Origin of the sequence: Paroceanicella profunda (assembly GCF_005887635.2) — a bacterium.
GTDB classification, from domain to species: Bacteria; Pseudomonadota; Alphaproteobacteria; order Rhodobacterales; family Rhodobacteraceae; genus Paroceanicella; species Paroceanicella profunda.
On the sequence record NZ_CP040818.1, the window covers coordinates 725829 to 743472 of the forward strand.

Sequence of the window (17644 nt, forward strand, 5' to 3'; positions counted from 1 at the left end):
GGAGCGGGTCGGGGCGGGCGGGTGGGAGACCCGGTCCGGGGCGGGGGCGGGCGCGCGGGTCAGCGCTCGGTGAACTTGAGCTCGATGCGCCGGTTGCGCGCCCGGGCTTCGGGGCTGTCGCCGGTGTCGATGGGCTGGAACTCGCCGAAGCCGTTGGCCGAGAGCCGGTTGGCCGGGATGCCCTCATCATCGATGAGGAACCGCACGACGGACAGCGCCCGGGCCTGGCTCAGCTCCCAGTTGTCGGCGTAGCGGCCGCCGCGCAGCGGGGTGTCGTCCGTGTGGCCGTCCACGCGCAGGATCCAGTCGATCCCGTCCGGGATCTGCCGGGAGACGTCGCGGATCACCTCCGCCACCCGGGCGATCTGGGTCTTGCCCGCGTCGGACAGGTCGGCGGACCCCGGCGGGAACAGGATCTCGGAGGAGAACACGAAGCGGTCGCCCACGATCTCCACGCCCGGCCGGTCCTCCAGGATTGCCCGGGTGCGGGCGAAGAATTCCGAGCGCGCCCGGCGCAGGTCCGTCGCCTCGGCCTCCAGCCGCTTGCGCTCGCGCTCCTCCAGCTCGGCGCGCTTGCGCTGCTCCTCGGCCACCTGGGCGAGGGCGGAGTTCAGCTGGGTGCCCAGCGTCTCCACCTGCACCTGCCGGTCCGAATCCCGCTGCGCGGAGGCGTCGAGCGTGGCCTGCAGGCTGGAGAGCTGGCGGCGCAGTTCCAGCGTCTGCTGGTTCAGCAGCGCGATGCGCTTCTGGTCCTCGCTGGCCGAGGCGCGCTGGCGGGCGAGCAGCTCGTTCGCCTTCGCCGCCGCGGCCTTGCTGCGGTCGATCTCGCTGCGGTCGTCGGCCCGGGCGGTCTCGAGCTGGGTGCGCGCGGCGTCGGCGGCGGCGAGCAGGGCCAGCGTCTCCTCCGCCTTCTTGCGCTGCTCCTCCAGCGCGAGGGTCATCGAGGTGAGCTCGGTCTGCGAATTCGCCAGCTTCTCGCGCAGGGCCTGCGCCGCCGCGGCCTCTGCCGCCGCAAGCTTCTCCTGATCGGTGAGCTTCGCCTCCAGGCCGGAGATTTCCTCCGCCTTCCTGTCGCTGAACTGGTCGAGCAGCGCCTTGGCCTGCGCGGCCTCGGCCACCCGGGCCTGCTGCTCGGCGGTCAGCTTGTCGTCCAGCTCGGCGATGCGCGCCGCGCTCTTCTGCGCATCGGCGCGCAGGCTCTCGACCAGTGCCTGCAGGGCCTCGCGGCGCGACGCGTCGAGCCGGGCCGCCTCGGCCTGGGCGTCGACCTCCTTGCGCAGATTGGCGAGGGCGAGCTGCACCGCCTCCTTCTGGTCGATCTCCCGGGCGTTCTCGGCCTGGAGCGTGGTGATGGTGCCCTGCGCCTCCTCCAGCGCGGCCTGCCGCTGCGCCGTCTCGTCCTGCGCGGCGGCCAACGCGGCGGAGAGGTCGCTCTTCTCGGAGAGCAGCCCGGCCACCTGCTCCTCGAAACTGGCGATCCGCGCGGCCTGGGAGTCCCGCTCCGAGGTGAGGCTGTCGATCATCAGCGCCTGCTGCCCGGCCAGGGTGCGGGTGTCGGCGAGGTCGGCGGAGAGCGAGGTCACCTGCCCCTGCAGGCTCTCGGACCGGCTGCGCGCCAGCCCCAGCGCCTGGCTGAGCTGCGCCACTTCCGAGCCAAGCTGGTCAAGCCGGCTCTCCTGCCCGGTGATGGTTTCGCGCAGGAAGAACTGCACGATCATGAACATGGAGAGCACGAACATCAGCACCAGCGTGAGCGCGGTCATCGCGTCCACGAAGCCGGGCCAGATGTTGACCTCCGGTTTGCGTCCTGATCTGCGCGACAGGGCCATGGCTCAGCGTCCGGCCGGCCCGGAGGCGGCTTCGGCGATCGCGGCACCGATGCCGCGCGGCAGCGCCGCCAGCCCGGAGCGGATCTCGGAGAGCGATTCCTGCCGCCCGGCCGACATCTCCTCCAGCAGCCGCAGAAGCTGCACGTCGATGTTGCGCAGGCGCATGCGGGTTTCGGCGTCCACGTGTTCGCCGTCCTCCAGCCGCTGCGCGGTCATCTCCAGCGCGCGCTCATGCGAGACGGCGATGCGTTCGAGCAGGGCGGCGCGGGCCTCCTCGGCGGCGCGCTGCTCGGCCGTGGGGGTGGAGAGGGTCTCCACCAGCCGGTCGATGGAGCCGGAGAGGCGCAGCAGCCGGTCCTCGGTGTCGAAGCGGCGCTGCTCGCCGCTCTCGACCATCTCGCGCAGGCTCTCGATCTGCATCGCCGTGCGTTCCAGGATGCCGGCGAGAACGGTGCCGTCGAAGCCGCCGGCCTCACCGTCGCCGGTCGAGAGGCCGATGCGGGTGATGGAGGAGAGCCATTCCTCCAGCTCGCGGAAGAAGCGGTTCTGGCCGTGGCCGGCGAACAGCTCCAGCAGCCCCACCACCAGCGAGCCGGCCAGGCCGAGCAGCGAGCTGGAGAAGGCCGTGCCCATGCCGCCCAGCTGGTCCTCCAGCCCCTTCATCAGCCGGTCGAACACCGCCATGCCCTCCTCGCCGTCCTGCGGCGCGAGGTGGCGGATGGTGTCGACCACTGCCGGCACGGTGTTCGACAGCCCCCAGAACGTGCCCAGCAGGCCGAGGAAGATCAGCAGGTTGATGATGTAGCGGGTGATGTCGCGCGCCTCGTCCAGCCGGGTGGCGACGGAATCGAGGATGGACCCGGTGGAGGAGGAGGTGAGCATGGAGCGCGTGCCCTTGCCGCGCAGCAGCGCGGAGAGCGAGGCGAGCAGCCGCGGCACCTTGGTGAACTCATGCCCCGGCCGGTCCAGCGCGAACCCCTCGATCCAGCTCACCGCGCTGGTGAGCTGGAACACCTGGAAGAAGCAGGACAGCACGCCCACCACGAACACCGCGCCGATGAAACCGTTCAGCACCGGGTTCGAGGCCAGCACCTCGGACACCGAGCCGTAGATGAACCACACGCCCGCCGCCACCAGCGCGAGGATCACCACCATCGCGAAGGTCTGGCGGATCGGCTGAGAGAATTGCGGGTCGGTGTCCCGATCCAGGATGATGCGTCGTGCCATTGGCCTGCCCTGCTGCGCTCCGTCTCATGCGGATGGTACCGGTCTCGGACCTTAAAGGCCAAACCTCCGAAATCCAACAAACATATCGGGGAGCGACACTCCGCGCGGGTCTGCCCCGCACCGGCTCGCGCCCCGGTTGAGCGGCGCGGCGGCGAGGCGCGTTCCGGCAGCGCCCGGGTGCCCGCAACACCCCGGCGCGTGCCGGACGCGCCGGGGCGCGCATGGTCTTGCACCCGGGCGCGGCGCCCGCGATAGTGCGGCCATGTCACAGCATCCCCGGGGAGACACAATGCCAAGATCCGCGACGCGGCCAACCCGTGGCGACCGCCGGTCCGCCCGCTTCGGCCCGGCGGCCCTCGCGGTGGCGCTGATCGCGGGGCTGGCTGCCGGCCTGCCCGCGGGCCGCGCCGCCGCGCAGGAGGCCTGCGGCCCCTACGTGGTCCAGCGCGGCGACACGCTGCGCTCCATCACCCGGCGGGTGTTCGGCCATGACCGCTACCTGGTGCTCTACGATGCCAACCGCGACGTGCTCTCCTCCCCCAACGCGCTGGAGGTGGGCCAGGTGCTGCGCCTGCCCTGCGAGGACGGCTCCATGCCGCCCGAGAGCGCGATGCAGGCCGCCCGCCGGACGCTGGATCCCCCGGGCATCCGCCCGCGCGGGCCGGCGGAGGAGGAGGTCCGCTTCGTGACAGCGGGGGGCATGCCGCCGCTGGTGGCCACCGGCCTGCCCGGCCGCGGGCTGCTGCCGGAGCTGGTGCGCCGGGTGATGGCCGCCGCGGCACCGGGCCAGAGCTTCCGCATCGACGAGGTGCGCGACGCGGATGCCCAGCTTGCCACCCTGCTGCCGATGGGCGCCTTCGACCTGGGCTTCCCCTGGGTGCAGCCTGACTGCCCGGCCCGGCTCAGCGCCCCGCGCGAGGTGCAGCGCCTGTGCGAGGACTATGCCTTTTCCGAGCCGCTGATGACCCTCGACCTGGTGTTCTACGGCCCCGACACCCTGCCGCGAGACCTCGCGGGCGTGCGCATCTGCCTGCCGGCGGAGTATGTCGGCCCCGACCCGATCGAAACCGGGCTGCTGCCGCGCGGCGCGGACCTGGTGCGCGACGAGAGCCTGGCCGACTGCCTGCGCCCCGGGCCGGACGCCGCCCAGGCGGTGTTCACCAACCGCGAGACCCTGCCGCAGCCGCCCGAGGGCCTGCGCGAGCTGTCGCGCCACTCGCGCAAGGCCGCGCTGGTCGCGGTCGCGGCGAAGGGCAATCCGCTGGCCATGGCCCGGCTCAACGCCTTCAGCGCCGGCGTGCGCGACGTGACCACCGAGGAGGACTGGCCCGGCATCGTGCGCGGCACCCTGTCCGACTGGCGCCGAGCCCCCGCCCGCTAGGCCACCCGATCCGCCACCGGCGCGCGCCCCGCCGCGGCAGGGAAGGCGCCGGTGATTTGACACTGCTCCGTGCCGCCCGACATCAGGGGCGAGAGCGGGACGATCCTGCCGGCGGGCGCCACACGGGCCCCCTGCCGCTTCCGAAGAAGGAACCCGAGACGATGAAACTCAAAGACCCCAGCCTGCTGGCCGAGAAATCCTACGTAGACGGCGCCTGGGTGGACGGCGACAGCGGCAAGACCTTTGCCGTGACCAACCCCTCCACCGGCGAGGTGATCGCGAACATGGCAGACCTCGGCCAGGCCGAGACCGCCCGCGCCATCGACGCGGCCTATGCCGCGCAGAAGGACTGGGCGGCGAAGCTCGCCTCAGAGCGCTCCGCCCTGATGATGAAATGGTACGAGCTGATGGTGGAGAACGCCGACGACCTCGGCACCATCCTCTGCGCCGAGATGGGCAAGCCCTTCGCCGAGGCGCGCGGCGAGATCCTCTACGGCGCGAGCTTCATCCAGTGGTTCGCCGAGGAGGGCAAGCGCGTCTACGGCGACACGATCCCCGGCGCGAAGGCCGGCCAGCGCATCGTGGTGCTCAAGCAGCCGGTGGGGGTGGTCGCCTCCATCACCCCGTGGAACTTCCCCAACGCGATGATCGCGCGCAAGGTGGCGCCGGCGCTCGCCGTGGGCTGCACGATGGTGGCGAAGCCCGCCAAGCTCACCCCGCTTTCGGCCACCGCCATGGCGGTGCTGGCGGAACGTGCGGGCATCCCGAAGGGCGTGTTCTCGGTGGTCTGCGGCTCCTCCTCCTCGGCCATCGGCAACGAGATGTGCGCGAACGAGAAGGTGCGCAAGCTCACCTTCACCGGCTCCACCGAGGTGGGCCGGGAACTGCTGAAGAACTGCGCGCATGACATCAAGAAAACCTCGATGGAGCTGGGCGGCAACGCGCCCTTCATCGTGTTCGACGATGCCGATCTCGACGCCGCCGTGGTGGGGGCCATGGGCTCGAAGTTCCGCAACGCCGGCCAGACCTGCGTCTGCGCGAACCGCATCTACGTGCAGGCCGGCGTGTATGACGCCTTCACCGAGAAGCTGGTGGCGGCGGTGAAGCAGCTCAACATCGGCGACGGGTTCGCCGAGGGTGTCACCACCGGCCCGCTGATCGACGGCAACGCCGTGGACAAGGTGAAGGAGCATGTCGCCGACGCGCTGGAGAAGGGTGCCGAAGTGGCCTTCGGCGCCGAGGAGATGGGCGGCAACTTCTACCGCCCCACCGTGCTCACCGGTGTCACGAAGGACATGAAGGTGGCGCGCGAGGAAACCTTCGGCCCCGTGGCCCCGCTGTTCCGCTTCGAGACGGAGGAGGAGGTGATCGCGGCCGCGAACGACACCGAGTTCGGCCTCGCCTGCTACTTCTACAGCCGCGACGTGGGCCGGGTGTGGCGGGTGGCCGAGGCGCTGGAATATGGCATCGTGGGCGTGAATGACGGCCTGCCGTCCACCGCCGTGGCGCCCTTCGGCGGGGTGAAACAGTCCGGCCTCGGCCGCGAGGGCTCCAAGTACGGGCTCGAGGACTTCCTGGAGATCAAGTACCTCTCCATGGGCATCTGACCCGGGGCCCCGGGGCGCGCACGCGCGAGACGTGATCGCGCCCCGGGGAACAAGCACCCTTCGCCGGCGTTGTCCGGGTGCAGGAGCTGTTTCCTGCCGAAAGGAGTGCTCAGCATGACAAGCATCACCGGCATGACGCAGGACGAACTCGACCGCAACGAGACCGTCACCCTCATCGCCTCCGACAAGGTCGAAGGCACCCCCGTCTACAACGCCGAGGGTGAAAAGCTCGGCTCCGTCGACAAGCTGATGATCGACAAGCGCGGCGGGCGTGTCTCCTACGCGGTGATGGCCTTCGGCGGCTTCCTCGGCCTCGGCGAAAGCTACCACCCGCTGCCCTGGGAAGTGCTCACCTACGACACCGAGCTGGAAGGCTATGTCGTGGCGCTGACCCGCGAACAGCTCGAAGGCGCACCGCGCTACGCCCGCGGCGACGAGCCGGTGTGGACGGACCGCGCCTACGAGCAGAGCATCCATGACTATTACGGCTCCTCGCCGCGCATGATGATGCTCTGATGCCGCATCGAGCGGGGCGGCCCACCGCCCCGCGCCCTGCGCGCGGCCTCCTCCGCGCGGCGACGCGCCGCGCGGGCCCGCGCCCTCCCCCTACAGCACCAGTTGATAGCTTGCCGCGGTGAAGCGGAACCCCTCGTCCCGGGCGTCGAGATATCCCAGCGCCGGGAAGGGCATGTGGTAGCCCGCGAAGGGGATGCGCTCGGCGGCGATCATCCCGAGGATCTTCTTGCGCGTGGCGGCGGCGGCGGCCTTGTCGGTGTCGTAGACCACGTGCCAGTCCGGCCGCTGCATGGACACCACGAAGTGGTTCACCGTGTCGGCGGTGAGCATCAGCCGCTGGCCCGCGCTCTCGATGTGGAAGGCGAGGTGGCCGGGCGTGTGCCCGAAGGCCTCCACCGCCTCGATGCCGGAGGCGACGGCATCGCCCGGCGCGATGAAGCGCGTCTTCTCCGCCAGCGGCGTGACGGAGGCCGCCACGGCCGCGGCGCCTCGCTCCGTGGGGCCGGATTTCTGCGCGTCCGCGGTCCAGAAATCGTATTCCTTCGCGCCCATCACGTAGCGCGCGTTGGCGAAGGCCGGGGCGCCGTTTTCCATCAGCCCGCCGATATGGTCGCCGTGCATGTGGGTGATGACGACGGTGTCGATCTCGCCCGGGTCGATGCCCGCCGCGGCAAGCTGCGCGCCCAGCATTCCCATGCCGTTGCCGCGCGCGCCCGCGCCCAGCCCGGTGTCGAACAGGATGCGCTCGGAACCGGTGTTCACCACGACCGGGGTGAACCCGTTGGCGAAGCGGTCCGTGGGCAGGAAATTTTCTTCCAGCAGGGCGGCCACCGTCTCCGGCTGCTGGTCGGAGCCGAAGGTGGGATAGGGCCCCTCGCCCACACGCACCCCGTCCAGCAGGGTGGTGATCTCGAACCCGCCGAGGCGGAAGCGGTAATGGCCCGGGCGCGGGTCCGCCTGCATCGGCACGGCGGCCCGTGCCGGGCCCGATGCGGAGATGAGGCCGGCGCCGGCCATGCCGGCCGCGCCGGCCGCGGCCAGGGCGATGGCGCCGCGGCGCGAAATGTCGGAGGCTGCGGAACGGGGGTGGCGCGGGGTGATCTGGTCGGTCATCTCTGTCTCCCTCTCTCTGGGTCGGCCTGAAGGCACAGGCGGCTGCGGAGTGTGCCACATTCCGCGCCTCACCGGAGCAACAACCTCGTGAGCGCCGCGCCCCCTGTAAATGTTCGCTCAATGTTCTATACTGGCCCCTGCAACGGATTCGGAGGGTGACCCAATGGCGGACAAGACGGCGGACGACCTGTTCGAGGCCGGCGTGGCACCGGAGCGGCGGCGCGGGCGCGGCGCGCTCTCCAACGCCTCCGGCCGCTTCGAGGCCTATCGCCAGACCGTCTTCGATGACGGCTGGGGCGGCGACGAGGAGGCGAGCCCGCGCCTGCGCACCACGGTGATGGAGGACACCACCCGGCGCATCATCACCCGCAACACCTCGCCCGACATTCCCTTCGACCGCTCGATCAACCCCTACCGGGGCTGCGAGCACGGCTGCATCTACTGTTTCGCCCGGCCCACCCACGCGCTGCTGGGCTTCTCCGCCGGGCTCGACTTCGAGACGAAACTGCTGGCCAAGCCCGATGCCGCACGCCTGCTGGCCGAGGAGCTGCGCCGCCCGGGCTACGAGGTCGCCCCCATCGCCATCGGCACCAACACCGACCCCTACCAGCCCATCGAGAAGGAACGCCGCATCATGCGCGCGGTGCTCGAGGTGCTCTCCGAGCATGACCACCCGGTGACCATCGTCACCAAGGGCGGCCTGGTGGCGCGGGACGCGGACATCCTGGGCGACATGGGCCGGCGCGGGCTGGCCCGGGTGGCGCTGTCCATCACCACGCTGGACAGTTCGCTGGCCCGCAAGATGGAGCCGCGCGCCGCCACGCCCACGGTGCGCCTGCGCGCCATCACCGCGCTCACGAAGGCCGGCTGCCCGACGGGCGTGATGATGGCCCCGGTGATCCCCGGGCTCAACGACCACGAGATCGAGACCGTGCTCGCCGCGGCCGCCGGGGCCGGGGCCACCAGCGCCGGCTGGGTGGCGCTGCGCATGCCGCTGGAGGTGCAGGGCCTGTTCGCCGAATGGCTGCGCGAGGCCTACCCGGACCGGGCCGCCAAGGTGCTGGGCATGGTGCGCGAGCTGCACGGCGGGCGCGACTATGACCCGGCCTGGGGCAAGCGCCTCACCGGCGAGGGCGTGCACGCGAAGCTGATCGCCCGGCGGATGGACGCTGCCCGCCGCCGGCTCGGCCTCTCCAACACCCGCTGGGCGCTGCGCAACGACCTGTTCCGCCTGCCGCCGCGGGCCGGCGACCAGATGAGCTTCACCGACCTGTTCTGACCCGGCTTCGCACTGCCGGCCATCCGGTGTATGGCTCGGCGAAGCCTGACGCCTGATGGAGCCTTGCCGTGAAAACCCTGCCCGACCTTTCCTTCGAAACCCGCTGCGGCCCCGGTGTCATCGGCATCGACGAAGTGGGGCGCGGGCCCTGGGCCGGGCCGGTGGTGGCCGCGGCGGTGATGCTGGAAGGCGTGCTGCCCGAGGGGGTGAACGATTCCAAGCTGCTCAGCGCCCGCCGGCGCGCGGCGCTGCATGACACGATCCGCGCCCAGGCCCTGGTCGGGGTGGGCGAGGCCACGGTGGAGGAGATCGAGCAGCTCAACATCTCGCAGGCCACGGCGCTGGCGATGCGCCGGGCGGTCGAGGCGCTGGGGGTGAAGCCGAGCTTCGCGCTGATCGATGGCAACCGCATCCCCGGCGGCCTGCCCTGCCCGGCCGAGGCCATCGTGCGCGGCGACGCGCTCTGCGCCTCCATCGCCGCCGCCTCCGTGATCGCGAAGGTGACCCGCGACCGCGCCATGGCGGCCCTGGCCCTGGAGCACCCCGGCTACGGCTGGGAGCGCAATGTCGGGTATGGCACGGCACAGCACCGCGCCGCCCTACTAGAACTGGGGGTCACCGCTCACCATAGACGAACCTTCAAACCCATCCACAAGATGTTGTACGAAGAGCAAGCGTTAACCCATTGAATCGAAAAAACAAATTGACGCCGGAATCCGTTTGACTCATTTTCGGGGCAACCCAGCCAGTTTCCGATGGAACCCGCCCCATGCCCGCAGCCGAGCCCCGACCCCGCCTTTCCCGCACCAAGCCGATGCTGCGAGGCACCAAAAAGGTGCCTGTTTCCAGCAAGTTGCCGCTGGACCAGATCCTGGTGGGGGATTGCGTGGAGCACATGAACGCGCTGCCGGAGAACTCGGTGGACCTGATCTTCGCCGATCCGCCCTACAACCTGCAGCTCCGCGGCGAGTTGCACCGGCCGAACAACACCCGGGTCGACGCCTGCGACGACGCCTGGGACCAGTTCTCCTCCTTCGCCGCCTATGACCGCTTCACCCGAGCCTGGCTCGCCGCCGCGCGCCGCATCCTGAAGCCGGACGGGGCGATCTGGGTCATCGGTTCCTATCACAACGTGTTCCGGCTGGGCGCCGCGCTGCAGGACCTGGATTTCTGGATCCTCAACGACGTGGTCTGGCGCAAGACCAACCCGATGCCGAACTTCCGCGGCAAGCGCTTCACCAATGCGCACGAGACGCTGATCTGGGCCGGCAAGACCGAGGCCGGCAAGTACACCTTCAACTACGAGGCGCTGAAGGAGCTGAACGACGGGTTGCAGATGCGCTCGGACTGGGTGATGCCGATCTGCTCCGGCGGCGAGCGGCTGAAGAACCGGGCGGGCGAGAAGGCCCATCCCACCCAGAAGCCGGAGGCGCTGCTGCACCGGGTGATCGTGGGCACCACGAACCCGGGCGACGTGATCCTGGACCCGTTCTTCGGCACCGGCACCACCGGTGCGGCGGCCAGGCGCCTCGGGCGGCACTTCATCGGCATCGAGCGCGAGTCGGACTACATCGAAGTGGCGCAGGACCGGCTGGCCCGCGTGGTGCCCTACGAGGCCGACGCGCTGAAGGTCACCGGCTCCAAGCGCGCCGAGCCGCGCATCCCCTTCGGCTCGCTGGTCGAGCGCGGGCTCTTGCGCCCGGGCGAGGAGCTCTGGTCCTTCAACGGCCGGCACAAGGCCAAGGTGCGCGCCGACGGCACGCTGATCGCGCATGACGCGCGCGGCTCCATCCACCAGGTAGGCGCGGCGCTGGAGGGCGCGCCCTCCTGCAACGGCTGGACCTACTGGCACTTCCGCCGCGACGGCCAGCCGGTGCCCATCGACATGCTGCGCCAGCAGGTTCGCTCGGAGATGCAGGAGTAGCGCTCAGGCGGTCTCCAGCGCGGCGAGGCCGGCCAGGTAGGCCTTGCGCATCACCGTGGGAAAGGCCCGGGCCGGCACCTGCCGGAACCCCGGCCCGCCCTCGGGAACGCCGGCCACCAGCACCGCGAGGCGCAGGTGGAAATGCGTGAACGTGTGGCGGACCTCCCCGGCCTGCCGCCAGTCCGCCGCGAGGGGCGGCGCGGGCTCCGGCGCGGCGCTCCAGTCGCTGCCGGGCAGGCCCAGCATGCCGCCGAGCAGGCCCTTCTCGGGCCGCGTCTCCACCAGCACCGCGCCGTCCCGGGCCCGCGCGAGATAGATGTAGCCCAGCCGCACCGGCTTTGCCGCCTTCGCCCGCTTGCGCGGCAGTTCGGCGGCGATGCCTTCGGCGCGCGCGCGGCAGGGCGCGCGCCAGGGGCAGATGCCGCAGGCCGGGCTGCGCGGCGAGCAGATGGTGGCGCCGAGGTCCATCACCGCCTGGGCATGGTCTCCCGGCCGTTCGGCGGGGGTGAGCAGGGCGGCATGGGCGCGCAGCGCTTCCTTGGAGTCCGGCAGCGGCTCCTCCACCGCGTGGAGCCGGGCCATCACCCGCTCCACGTTGCCGTCCAGCACGGTGGCCTGCCGGTCGAAGGCGATGGCGGCCACGGCGGCGGCGGTGTAGGGCCCGATGCCGGGCAGCGCCATGAGCCCGGCCTCCGTGTCCGGGAAGTGCCCGTCGCCGGCCGCCACGGCCCGGGCGCATTTGAGCAGGTTGCGGGCGCGGGCGTAGTAGCCGAGGCCGGCCCAGGCGCTCATCACCTCCTCGTCCGGTGCCGCGGCGAGGTCGGCCACCGTCGGCCAGGCCTCGGTGAACTGCGCGAAATAGGGGATGACGGCGGCAACGGTGGTCTGCTGCAGCATGATCTCGGAGAGCCACACGCGGTAGGGGTCCGGCAGGATGCCGGCGCGGCGCTCCTGCGGGGGCACGCGCCAGGGCAGCCGGCGGGCGTGCACGTCATACCAGGCCAGCAGCTCGGCGGAGAGGTCGGTCATGCTTGGGCTTTCACGGCGAATTTACGCGGGCGCGCGCCGATTTGGGGCTTTTGATCGGCAGGCGCGCCGATATGATGCGGGCGAACGAAGGCGAGGGTCATGGCCGGGCAGCATGGGAAATCGGGCGGGAATGGCAAGGGGCAATCCGCCTCCGGCCCGGCGCGTGCCCGGCGCGGCCGCGGCTTCACCCCGGCCGGGGGCTTTCTCGCCGCCCGGCTGCGCGAGGTTTCCGGCAAGCGCGGCATCGCCGAGACCCGGCTGCTGACCGACTGGGAGGCTGTCGTCGGCCCGGAGATCGCCACGCTCTGCCGCCCGGTGAAGGTGAACCACGCCCGCAAGGGCGGGTTGGGCGCCACGCTGATCCTGCTCACCAGTTCCGGCCGCGCGCCGGAGCTGGAGATGATGAAACCGGTGATCCGCGAGCGCGTGAATGCCTGCTACGGCTACCACGCCATCGCCGAGATCCGCCTGACGCAGACCGCCCCCACCGGCTTCGCCGAACCGGGGGGCTCCTTCCTCCACCGGCCGGCCGGCGCCGCGGCGCCACGGCCGCTGCCGGAGGCGGTGGTGTCTCGCGTTCAATCAGAAGTGCGTGATGTGGCCGACGAAGGGCTGCGCGCGGCACTGGAACGGCTTGGCAAGAACGTTGCAGTCCGTCATGCGAAGACGACGGAGAAGAAAGGACCAACCAGATGACCGATATCGCCCGCCGCCGGCTGCTTGCGCTTGCCGCGATGGCGCCCTTCGCCGGGGCGCTGCCCGCCTTCGCGCAGTCCCAGAGCACCCCGGAGGCGGAGCCGGCCGCGCCCGGAGCGCAGGACAAGCGCCTCATGGAAATGACCATGGGCAGCGCCGACGCCCCGGTGGAGATGATCGAATACGCGTCGCTCACCTGCCCGCACTGCGCGCATTTCCACGAGGAGGTGCTGCCGAAGCTGAAGGCCGATTACATCGACACCGGCAAGGTGCGTCTGGTGTTCCGCGAGGTGTATTTCGACCGGTTCGGCCTCTGGGCCACGATGGTGGCGCGCTGCGGCGGGCCGCTGCGCTACTTCGGCATCGTGGGCGAGATGTACCGCACCCAGCGCGAGTGGACCCAGGGCGCGGATGACGCGGCCATCGCCGCGAACCTGCGCAAGATCGGCAAGGTCTCCGGCCTCACCGACGAGGAGATGAACGCCTGCATGGGCGACCAGGACTTCGCCAATGCCCTGGTGGAGCGCTACCGCAAGCAGGCCTCGGAGGACGGGATCGACGCGACCCCCACCTTCATCATCAACGGTGAGAAGGTCTCGAACCGCTCCTACGAGGAGTTCCGCAAGATCCTCGACGAGAAGCTGGGCTGACACGCTCCCCGGCCGTGCCCCCCCCCCCGGCGGGCACGGCCCCTTCCCGGACCCTGTCCGTCTCCCGCCCCACGGCGCGCCGCAGTTCCGCCGCCCCACCGACGCAGGATCGGGGAGAAACGTCTGCCGTGCCGAGGGGGCTTTCGCCCCCGCAGCCCGGCAGCCGTGGCGAAGGGCCGATGGTCCTCCGCCAGCGCACGGAACCGTTCGGTTTCGGAGGCCGATGCCGCGCAGGCGGATGGCGCCCACGGTGCCACTGTCGCGGTGCCGACGCGCCCCCCGCGGCACCCCCTCTCCCGCTTCGCCTCAAATCACCAGAGTGCCGTTCCGACGCAGGAGACTTCCCCGGCCGCAATCCGACAGGTTCGACGCGCCAAGCCCGTGACCTGAGCCCCGTTTCTTCCTCCAGTTTGAGGCAGAGTCCGCTCCAACGAGGAGACGGACAATGAAGCGATCAAGGTTCAGCGGGGAGCAGATCATCGGGGCGCTGAAGGAGCAGGAGGCCGGGATGTCGACGGCCGACGTGTGCCGGAAGCACGGGGTCAGCTGCGCACCCACCTCGGCGACGACATGGCAGCCTGCAGCTTCGCTCGCCGCCTGAAGACGCTCAACGGCCTCACTCCCTACGAATACATCTGCAAAATCTGGACATCAGAACCAGACAGATTCATCGTGAACCCGATCCACCAAATGCCGAGAGCCGAGAGCCGAGAGCCGAGAGCCGAGAGCCGAGAGCCGAGAGCCGAGAGCCGAGAGCCGAGAGCCGAGAGCCGAGAGCCGAGAGCCGAGAGCCGAGAGCCGAGAGCCGAGAGCCGAGAGCCGAGAGCCGAGAGCCGAGCCAGCGCATCGCCGGCCATCGGTCAACCCCCTTTCCGCGCACGACGCGGAGGCCCGGCAGGGCCTTCGCCACGCCCGCCGAGCTGCGGGGGCCGCAAGGCCCCCTCGGCGAGGCGGGCGTCTCCCCCCGCCGGGCCAGGCGCTTCAGATCGCCCGCAGGTAGACGTCGTATTCCACATCCGTCACGCGCAGGTTCAGCGAGGCCATCTCCTGCTCCTTCATCAGCGCGTAGACCCGGGCGAACTCCTTCCCCAGCGCATGGGCCATGAACCCGTCCTCCTGGAAGGACATGATCGCCCGGCCCCAGCCCAGCGGCAGGTCGGGCCCGTCATCGGGGCCGGCCTCGCGGCGCACCGGGTGGCCGGGGTCGATGTTCTCCTCCATGCCGTCGAGGATCGCCTGCAGGATGGCGGCGAGCGCGAGATAGGGGTTCGCGTCCGCCCCCGCCAGCCGGTGCTCGATGCGTGCTGCCGCCCCGGTGGTGGCCGGCACGCGGATGGCGGAGGAGCGGTTGTCCAGCCCCCAGGCCGCGTAGGCCGGGGCGTAGGTGCCGATGCCGAAGCGGCGGTAGGAGTTCAGGTGCGGCGCGAAGCACAGCATGGAGGAGGCCATGTAGCGCTTCATGCCGCCCAGCGCCCCCATCATCGCCGCGTTCGGCACGCCCTCGGAGGTGCCGGCGAAGATGTTCTTCCCCTCGCGGTCCAGGATCGAGATGTGGAAGTGGAAGCCCGAGCCGGCCTGGTCGCCGTAGGGCTTGGCCATGAAGCTCGCCTCCATGCCGTGCTTGTGCGCCACGTTGCGGATCGCGAGTTTCAGCAGGACCGACTGGTCCGCCGCCCAGAGCGCGCCCTCCGAGTGCATGAGGTTGATCTCGAACTGCCCGGGCCCGAACTCGGCCAGCGCCACGTCGGCGTTCACGTCCAGCGCCTTCGCCGCGGCGATCATCTCGTCGAGAATGTCGGAGAAGGGCGTGTGCACCGAGAGCCGGTAGACCTGCGGGTCATGCAGCCGCTCCCCGGTGATCGGGCAGATCGGCGGCTGGGCGCGGTCGGTGGAATTGCGATGCACGTCCATGAGGTAGAATTCCAGCTCCGGCGCGATGACCGGCGTCAGGCCGCGCTGCTCGAAACGTTCCGCCACCCGGGCCAGCACCGCGCGGGGGTCGTAGACCGTGGGGCGGCCGTCGGGCTCGCGCATGGTCATCAGCGCCATGGCGCGGCGGCCGCCGTTCCACAGGCAGGGGCCGAAGGCGGCCACATGGCCGTAGCCGTCCGGGTCTCCGCGTTCGATTGCAAGGCCCGCCTTGGCCACGTCGGCCGACAGGATGTCGAGATTGTAGAGCGACACCGGCATCCGCACCTTGCCGAACAGCTTGTCCCACTGGTCCACCGGCAGGTGCTTGCCGCGCGCCACGCCGTTCATGTCCGGGAACACCATCTCGATGGTCTCGATCTGCGGATTGGCGTCGAGGACGGTCTTCACCTCATCCTTGGAGAGGGTTTCGAGCTTCATCATGCCGGGCACTCCGCGTAGAGGCAGAGCATCTGCAGCGCCACCGTCGCCCCGGCCAGCGCGGTGATCTCGCCCACGTCATAGGCGGGGGAGACCTCCACCACGTCCGCGCCGCGGATGTCGAGGCCGGCGAGCCCGCGCAGCAGGGTCATCGCCTGATGGGTGGAGAGGCCGCCCACCACCGGCGTGCCGGTGCCCGGCGCGAAGGCGGGGTCGAGGCAGTCGATGTCGAAGGTGAGGTAGCAGGGCGCGTCGCCCACCCGGTTCCGGATGGCGGCGACGGTTTCGGAGAGCGGGGTCTCGTGCACCTCGGCCGCGTCGCGGATGAGGATGCCCAGCGGGTCGTCATTCGTGGTGCGGATGCCCACCTGGATGGAGTGCGCCGGGTCGATCAGCCCCTCGTGCACCGCGTGCCAGAACATCGTGCCATGGTCGATGCGCTTCGGCCCGTCGCCGTCCGACCAGGTGTCGGTATGGGCATCGAAATGGATCAGCGCCAGGGGGCCGTGCTTGGCGGCATGCGCCTTCAGCGCCGGGTAGGTGGTGAAGTGGTCGCCCCCGATGAGCAGCGTCTTCACCCCTTGCGCGAGCACCGCGGCAATGGCTGCCTCAATGTCGTGCGGCACCTGCTCCGGGTGGCCGTGGTCGCACCAGATGTCGCCGTAATCGACTACCGAGAGCCGCTCGAACGGGTCGAAGGCCGAGGGCCAGGCCCGTGCCCAGGCGAGGTTGGTGGAGGCGGCGCGCACGGCGCGGGGGCCGAAGCGGGTGCCCGGCCGGTTGGTGACGGCAGTGTCGAAGGGCACGCCCATCACCGCCACGTCCGCCCCTTCCAGCGAGGTGGCATACTTGCGGCGGCAGAAGGAGAGTGCGCCGGCATACATGTATTCGTCATGGGTGGTTGCCCGGGCGTCGGGCGCGGTGAAGGCGTAGTCGCGGCGAAAATCTGACATGGTATCCCCGATGTTGCGCCCTCAATTGACGGGAAGGCGCACAGGGCGTCAAGGTGGCGCGGATTCGCCGCGGTCCCGCGGCCAGACGGAAGGACCCCATGGCAGAGCCCCGCCCCCCTGTTCCCGAGACCTCGGGCCCGGCCCATGAGCGCGTCTACCGCGTGCTGCGCAACCGGATCATGTGGGGGGAAATGGCCCCCGGCCAGCCGCTCACCCTGCGCGGCGTGGCCGAGGAACTGGGCGTGTCGATGACCCCCTCGCGTGAGGCGGTGCGACGGCTGGCGGCGGAGGGCGCGCTGTCGCTCTCCTCCTCGGGCCGGATCTCCACGCCCGAGCTTTCCAACGACCGGCTGGAGGAGCTTGCCTCCATCCGCGCGCTGCTGGAGCCGGAGCTGGCCTCGCGCGCCCTGCCGCGCGCCCACATGGCGCTGATCGACCGGCTCGACACGATCAACCACACCATCGACCAGATGATCGTGAAGAACGACGCCACCGGCTACGTGCGCAGCAATTTGGAGTTCCACCGCACGCTCTATCTGCGCGCCCAGGCCCCGGCGATGCTGGCGCTCACGGAGAGCGTCTGGCTGCAGGTGGGCCCGACCATGCGCCGCCTCTACGCCCAGCGCCAGCGGTCCGACGCCTCCGCCAACCATCTCAAGATCCTCGCCGCCCTGCGCGCGGGCGACGACCCGGGCCTGCGCCTCGCCGTCCGCGCCGATGTGACCCGCGGCCTGCGCATGCTGGCCACCTGACGGGCCGCGCAGGTCCGCCGCCGGACAGGCCCGCCACCCGCTCAGCACCCCGGGGGCCACCCCGCGCCGCCGCCCCTCGGGATCCACAACCGGCTCCGCCGCGCGGCGTCGCACTGGTCGCCGGGCCTCCGGCAGCTCACGCGCGCTGACAGCCTCGCGCTCCGCGCGCCGCCCTCAGTCTGTGCCATGTCTCACGCCGCGCCTCCGGCCTCTCGGTCTGCCCCCGCTCTCGTGCCGCACGTCCCACCCCTTCCTCTCCGCCCCGCGCCACGCATCCGCACGCTCGGCTTCCGCCTCGAGCCGCGCGTCCGCGCCCTGGCCTCCACCTCGCCCCGCGCG

Annotated in this window: 15 protein-coding genes and 2 pseudogenes; 11 read left to right on the forward strand and 6 right to left on the reverse strand. The window is 70.9% G+C overall.

Translation table 11 applies throughout. The annotated features are described in order from the left end of the window. Positions 1 to 59: 59 nt before the first annotated feature. Together FDP22_RS03240 and FDP22_RS03245 are read right to left on the reverse strand one after the other, a co-directional pair. Entirely contained in the window at positions 60 to 1829 is a 1770-nt protein-coding gene (locus FDP22_RS03240) for a peptidoglycan -binding protein (protein WP_138577563.1), read from the reverse strand. 3 nt (positions 1830 to 1832) lie between these two features. Then, positions 1833 to 3056, reverse strand: a complete 1224-nt coding sequence (locus FDP22_RS03245) for a biopolymer transporter ExbB (RefSeq protein WP_138577561.1) — start codon at positions 3054 to 3056, stop codon at positions 1833 to 1835. Positions 3057 to 3345: 289 nt separating this feature from the next. On the opposite strand from FDP22_RS03245, the gene FDP22_RS03250 reads away from it, so the two are divergent. From FDP22_RS03250 to FDP22_RS03260, 3 genes are all read left to right on the forward strand, one after another. Then, a complete protein-coding gene (locus FDP22_RS03250; RefSeq protein WP_170317576.1) occupies positions 3346 to 4437 on the forward strand; it encodes a LysM peptidoglycan-binding domain-containing protein in 1092 nt (363 codons plus the stop codon). Positions 4438 to 4598: 161 nt separating this feature from the next. Then, on the forward strand, positions 4599 to 6044 hold the full coding sequence (locus FDP22_RS03255) for an NAD-dependent succinate-semialdehyde dehydrogenase (RefSeq protein ID WP_138577557.1): 1446 nt from the start codon (positions 4599 to 4601) through the stop codon (positions 6042 to 6044). A 114-nt stretch (positions 6045 to 6158) separates the two neighbouring features. After that, the gene (locus FDP22_RS03260) at positions 6159 to 6560 is read left to right on the forward strand and encodes a PRC-barrel domain-containing protein (RefSeq protein WP_138577555.1); all 402 of its coding nucleotides are present in this window, start codon (positions 6159 to 6161) and stop codon (positions 6558 to 6560) included. A gap of 90 nt (positions 6561 to 6650) precedes the next feature. Here FDP22_RS03260 and FDP22_RS03265 read toward each other — a convergent pair whose 3' ends face one another. Further along, positions 6651 to 7577, reverse strand: coding sequence for an MBL fold metallo-hydrolase (locus FDP22_RS03265; protein WP_430225844.1), 927 nt, complete (start codon positions 7575 to 7577; stop codon positions 6651 to 6653). A 259-nt stretch (positions 7578 to 7836) separates the two neighbouring features. Here FDP22_RS03265 and FDP22_RS03270 point away from each other — a divergent pair, with 259 nt between their 5' ends. The 3 genes from FDP22_RS03270 to FDP22_RS03280 all read left to right on the forward strand — a co-directional run bounded on the left by FDP22_RS03270 (position 7837) and on the right by FDP22_RS03280 (position 10876). Beyond that, complete coding sequence (locus FDP22_RS03270; RefSeq protein WP_138577551.1) at positions 7837 to 8952, forward strand: PA0069 family radical SAM protein; 1116 nt, start codon at positions 7837 to 7839, stop codon at positions 8950 to 8952. A gap of 68 nt (positions 8953 to 9020) precedes the next feature. Then, entirely contained in the window at positions 9021 to 9641 is a 621-nt protein-coding gene (gene rnhB, locus FDP22_RS03275) for a ribonuclease HII (RefSeq protein WP_138577549.1), read from the forward strand. A gap of 206 nt (positions 9642 to 9847) precedes the next feature. Continuing rightward, complete coding sequence (locus FDP22_RS03280) at positions 9848 to 10876, forward strand: site-specific DNA-methyltransferase (RefSeq protein WP_239031917.1); 1029 nt, start codon at positions 9848 to 9850, stop codon at positions 10874 to 10876. 3 nt (positions 10877 to 10879) lie between these two features. Here the strand turns inward: FDP22_RS03280 and mutY are convergent, their stop codons facing one another. Next, positions 10880 to 11905, reverse strand: coding sequence for an A/G-specific adenine glycosylase (gene mutY, locus FDP22_RS03285; RefSeq protein ID WP_138577547.1), 1026 nt, complete (start codon positions 11903 to 11905; stop codon positions 10880 to 10882). 99 nt (positions 11906 to 12004) lie between these two features. Here mutY and FDP22_RS03290 point away from each other — a divergent pair, with 99 nt between their 5' ends. From FDP22_RS03290 to FDP22_RS24825, 4 genes and pseudogenes are all read left to right on the forward strand, one after another. Beyond that, entirely contained in the window at positions 12005 to 12601 is a 597-nt protein-coding gene (locus FDP22_RS03290; RefSeq protein ID WP_138577545.1) for a DUF721 domain-containing protein, read from the forward strand. Further along, positions 12598 to 13251, forward strand: coding sequence for a DsbA family protein (locus tag FDP22_RS03295; protein WP_138577543.1), 654 nt, complete (start codon positions 12598 to 12600; stop codon positions 13249 to 13251). The genes FDP22_RS03290 and FDP22_RS03295 overlap by 4 nt, the downstream gene beginning before the upstream one ends. Positions 13252 to 13696: 445 nt before the next feature. Further along, a pseudogene (locus FDP22_RS03300) lies at positions 13697 to 13804 on the forward strand (transposase); the annotation flags it as partial. After that, positions 13783 to 13947 (forward strand): annotated as a pseudogene (locus FDP22_RS24825) (IS481 family transposase); the annotation flags it as partial. The pseudogenes FDP22_RS03300 and FDP22_RS24825, both read left to right, overlap by 22 nt. 285 nt (positions 13948 to 14232) lie before the next feature. Here the strand turns inward: FDP22_RS24825 and FDP22_RS03315 are convergent. Continuing rightward, positions 14233 to 15603, reverse strand: a complete 1371-nt coding sequence (locus tag FDP22_RS03315) for a glutamine synthetase family protein (protein ID WP_138577539.1) — start codon at positions 15601 to 15603, stop codon at positions 14233 to 14235. Next, positions 15600 to 16553, reverse strand: coding sequence for an agmatinase (speB, locus tag FDP22_RS03320; protein ID WP_138577537.1), 954 nt, complete (start codon positions 16551 to 16553; stop codon positions 15600 to 15602). The genes FDP22_RS03315 and speB overlap by 4 nt, the downstream gene beginning before the upstream one ends. A gap of 98 nt (positions 16554 to 16651) precedes the next feature. Here speB and FDP22_RS03325 point away from each other — a divergent pair, with 98 nt between their 5' ends. Beyond that, the gene (locus FDP22_RS03325) at positions 16652 to 17305 is read left to right on the forward strand and encodes a GntR family transcriptional regulator (RefSeq protein WP_138577535.1); all 654 of its coding nucleotides are present in this window, start codon (positions 16652 to 16654) and stop codon (positions 17303 to 17305) included. Positions 17306 to 17644 lie beyond the last annotated feature (339 nt).

Excerpts from the sequence above, each read along its gene's own strand:
- FDP22_RS03295 (WP_138577543.1), top strand. The coding sequence starts at position 12,598 with ATGACCGATATCGCCCGCCGCCGGCTGCTTGCGCTTGCCGCGATGGCG.
- FDP22_RS03245 (WP_138577561.1), bottom strand. The coding sequence starts at position 3,056 with ATGGCACGACGCATCATCCTGGATCGGGACACCGACCCGCAATTCTCT.
- FDP22_RS03280 (WP_239031917.1), top strand. The coding sequence starts at position 9,848 with ATGAACGCGCTGCCGGAGAACTCGGTGGACCTGATCTTCGCCGATCCG.
- FDP22_RS03325 (WP_138577535.1), top strand. The coding sequence starts at position 16,652 with ATGGCAGAGCCCCGCCCCCCTGTTCCCGAGACCTCGGGCCCGGCCCAT.
- FDP22_RS03260 (WP_138577555.1), top strand. The coding sequence starts at position 6,159 with ATGACAAGCATCACCGGCATGACGCAGGACGAACTCGACCGCAACGAG.
- FDP22_RS03255 (WP_138577557.1), top strand. The coding sequence starts at position 4,599 with ATGAAACTCAAAGACCCCAGCCTGCTGGCCGAGAAATCCTACGTAGAC.
- mutY (WP_138577547.1), bottom strand. The coding sequence starts at position 11,905 with ATGACCGACCTCTCCGCCGAGCTGCTGGCCTGGTATGACGTGCACGCC.
- FDP22_RS03240 (WP_138577563.1), bottom strand. The coding sequence starts at position 1,829 with ATGGCCCTGTCGCGCAGATCAGGACGCAAACCGGAGGTCAACATCTGG.
- speB (WP_138577537.1), bottom strand. The coding sequence starts at position 16,553 with ATGTCAGATTTTCGCCGCGACTACGCCTTCACCGCGCCCGACGCCCGG.
- FDP22_RS03315 (WP_138577539.1), bottom strand. The coding sequence starts at position 15,603 with ATGATGAAGCTCGAAACCCTCTCCAAGGATGAGGTGAAGACCGTCCTC.
- FDP22_RS03265 (WP_430225844.1), bottom strand. The coding sequence starts at position 7,577 with ATGGCCGGCGCCGGCCTCATCTCCGCATCGGGCCCGGCACGGGCCGCC.
- FDP22_RS03290 (WP_138577545.1), top strand. The coding sequence starts at position 12,005 with ATGGCCGGGCAGCATGGGAAATCGGGCGGGAATGGCAAGGGGCAATCC.
- FDP22_RS03250 (WP_170317576.1), top strand. The coding sequence starts at position 3,346 with ATGCCAAGATCCGCGACGCGGCCAACCCGTGGCGACCGCCGGTCCGCC.
- FDP22_RS03270 (WP_138577551.1), top strand. The coding sequence starts at position 7,837 with ATGGCGGACAAGACGGCGGACGACCTGTTCGAGGCCGGCGTGGCACCG.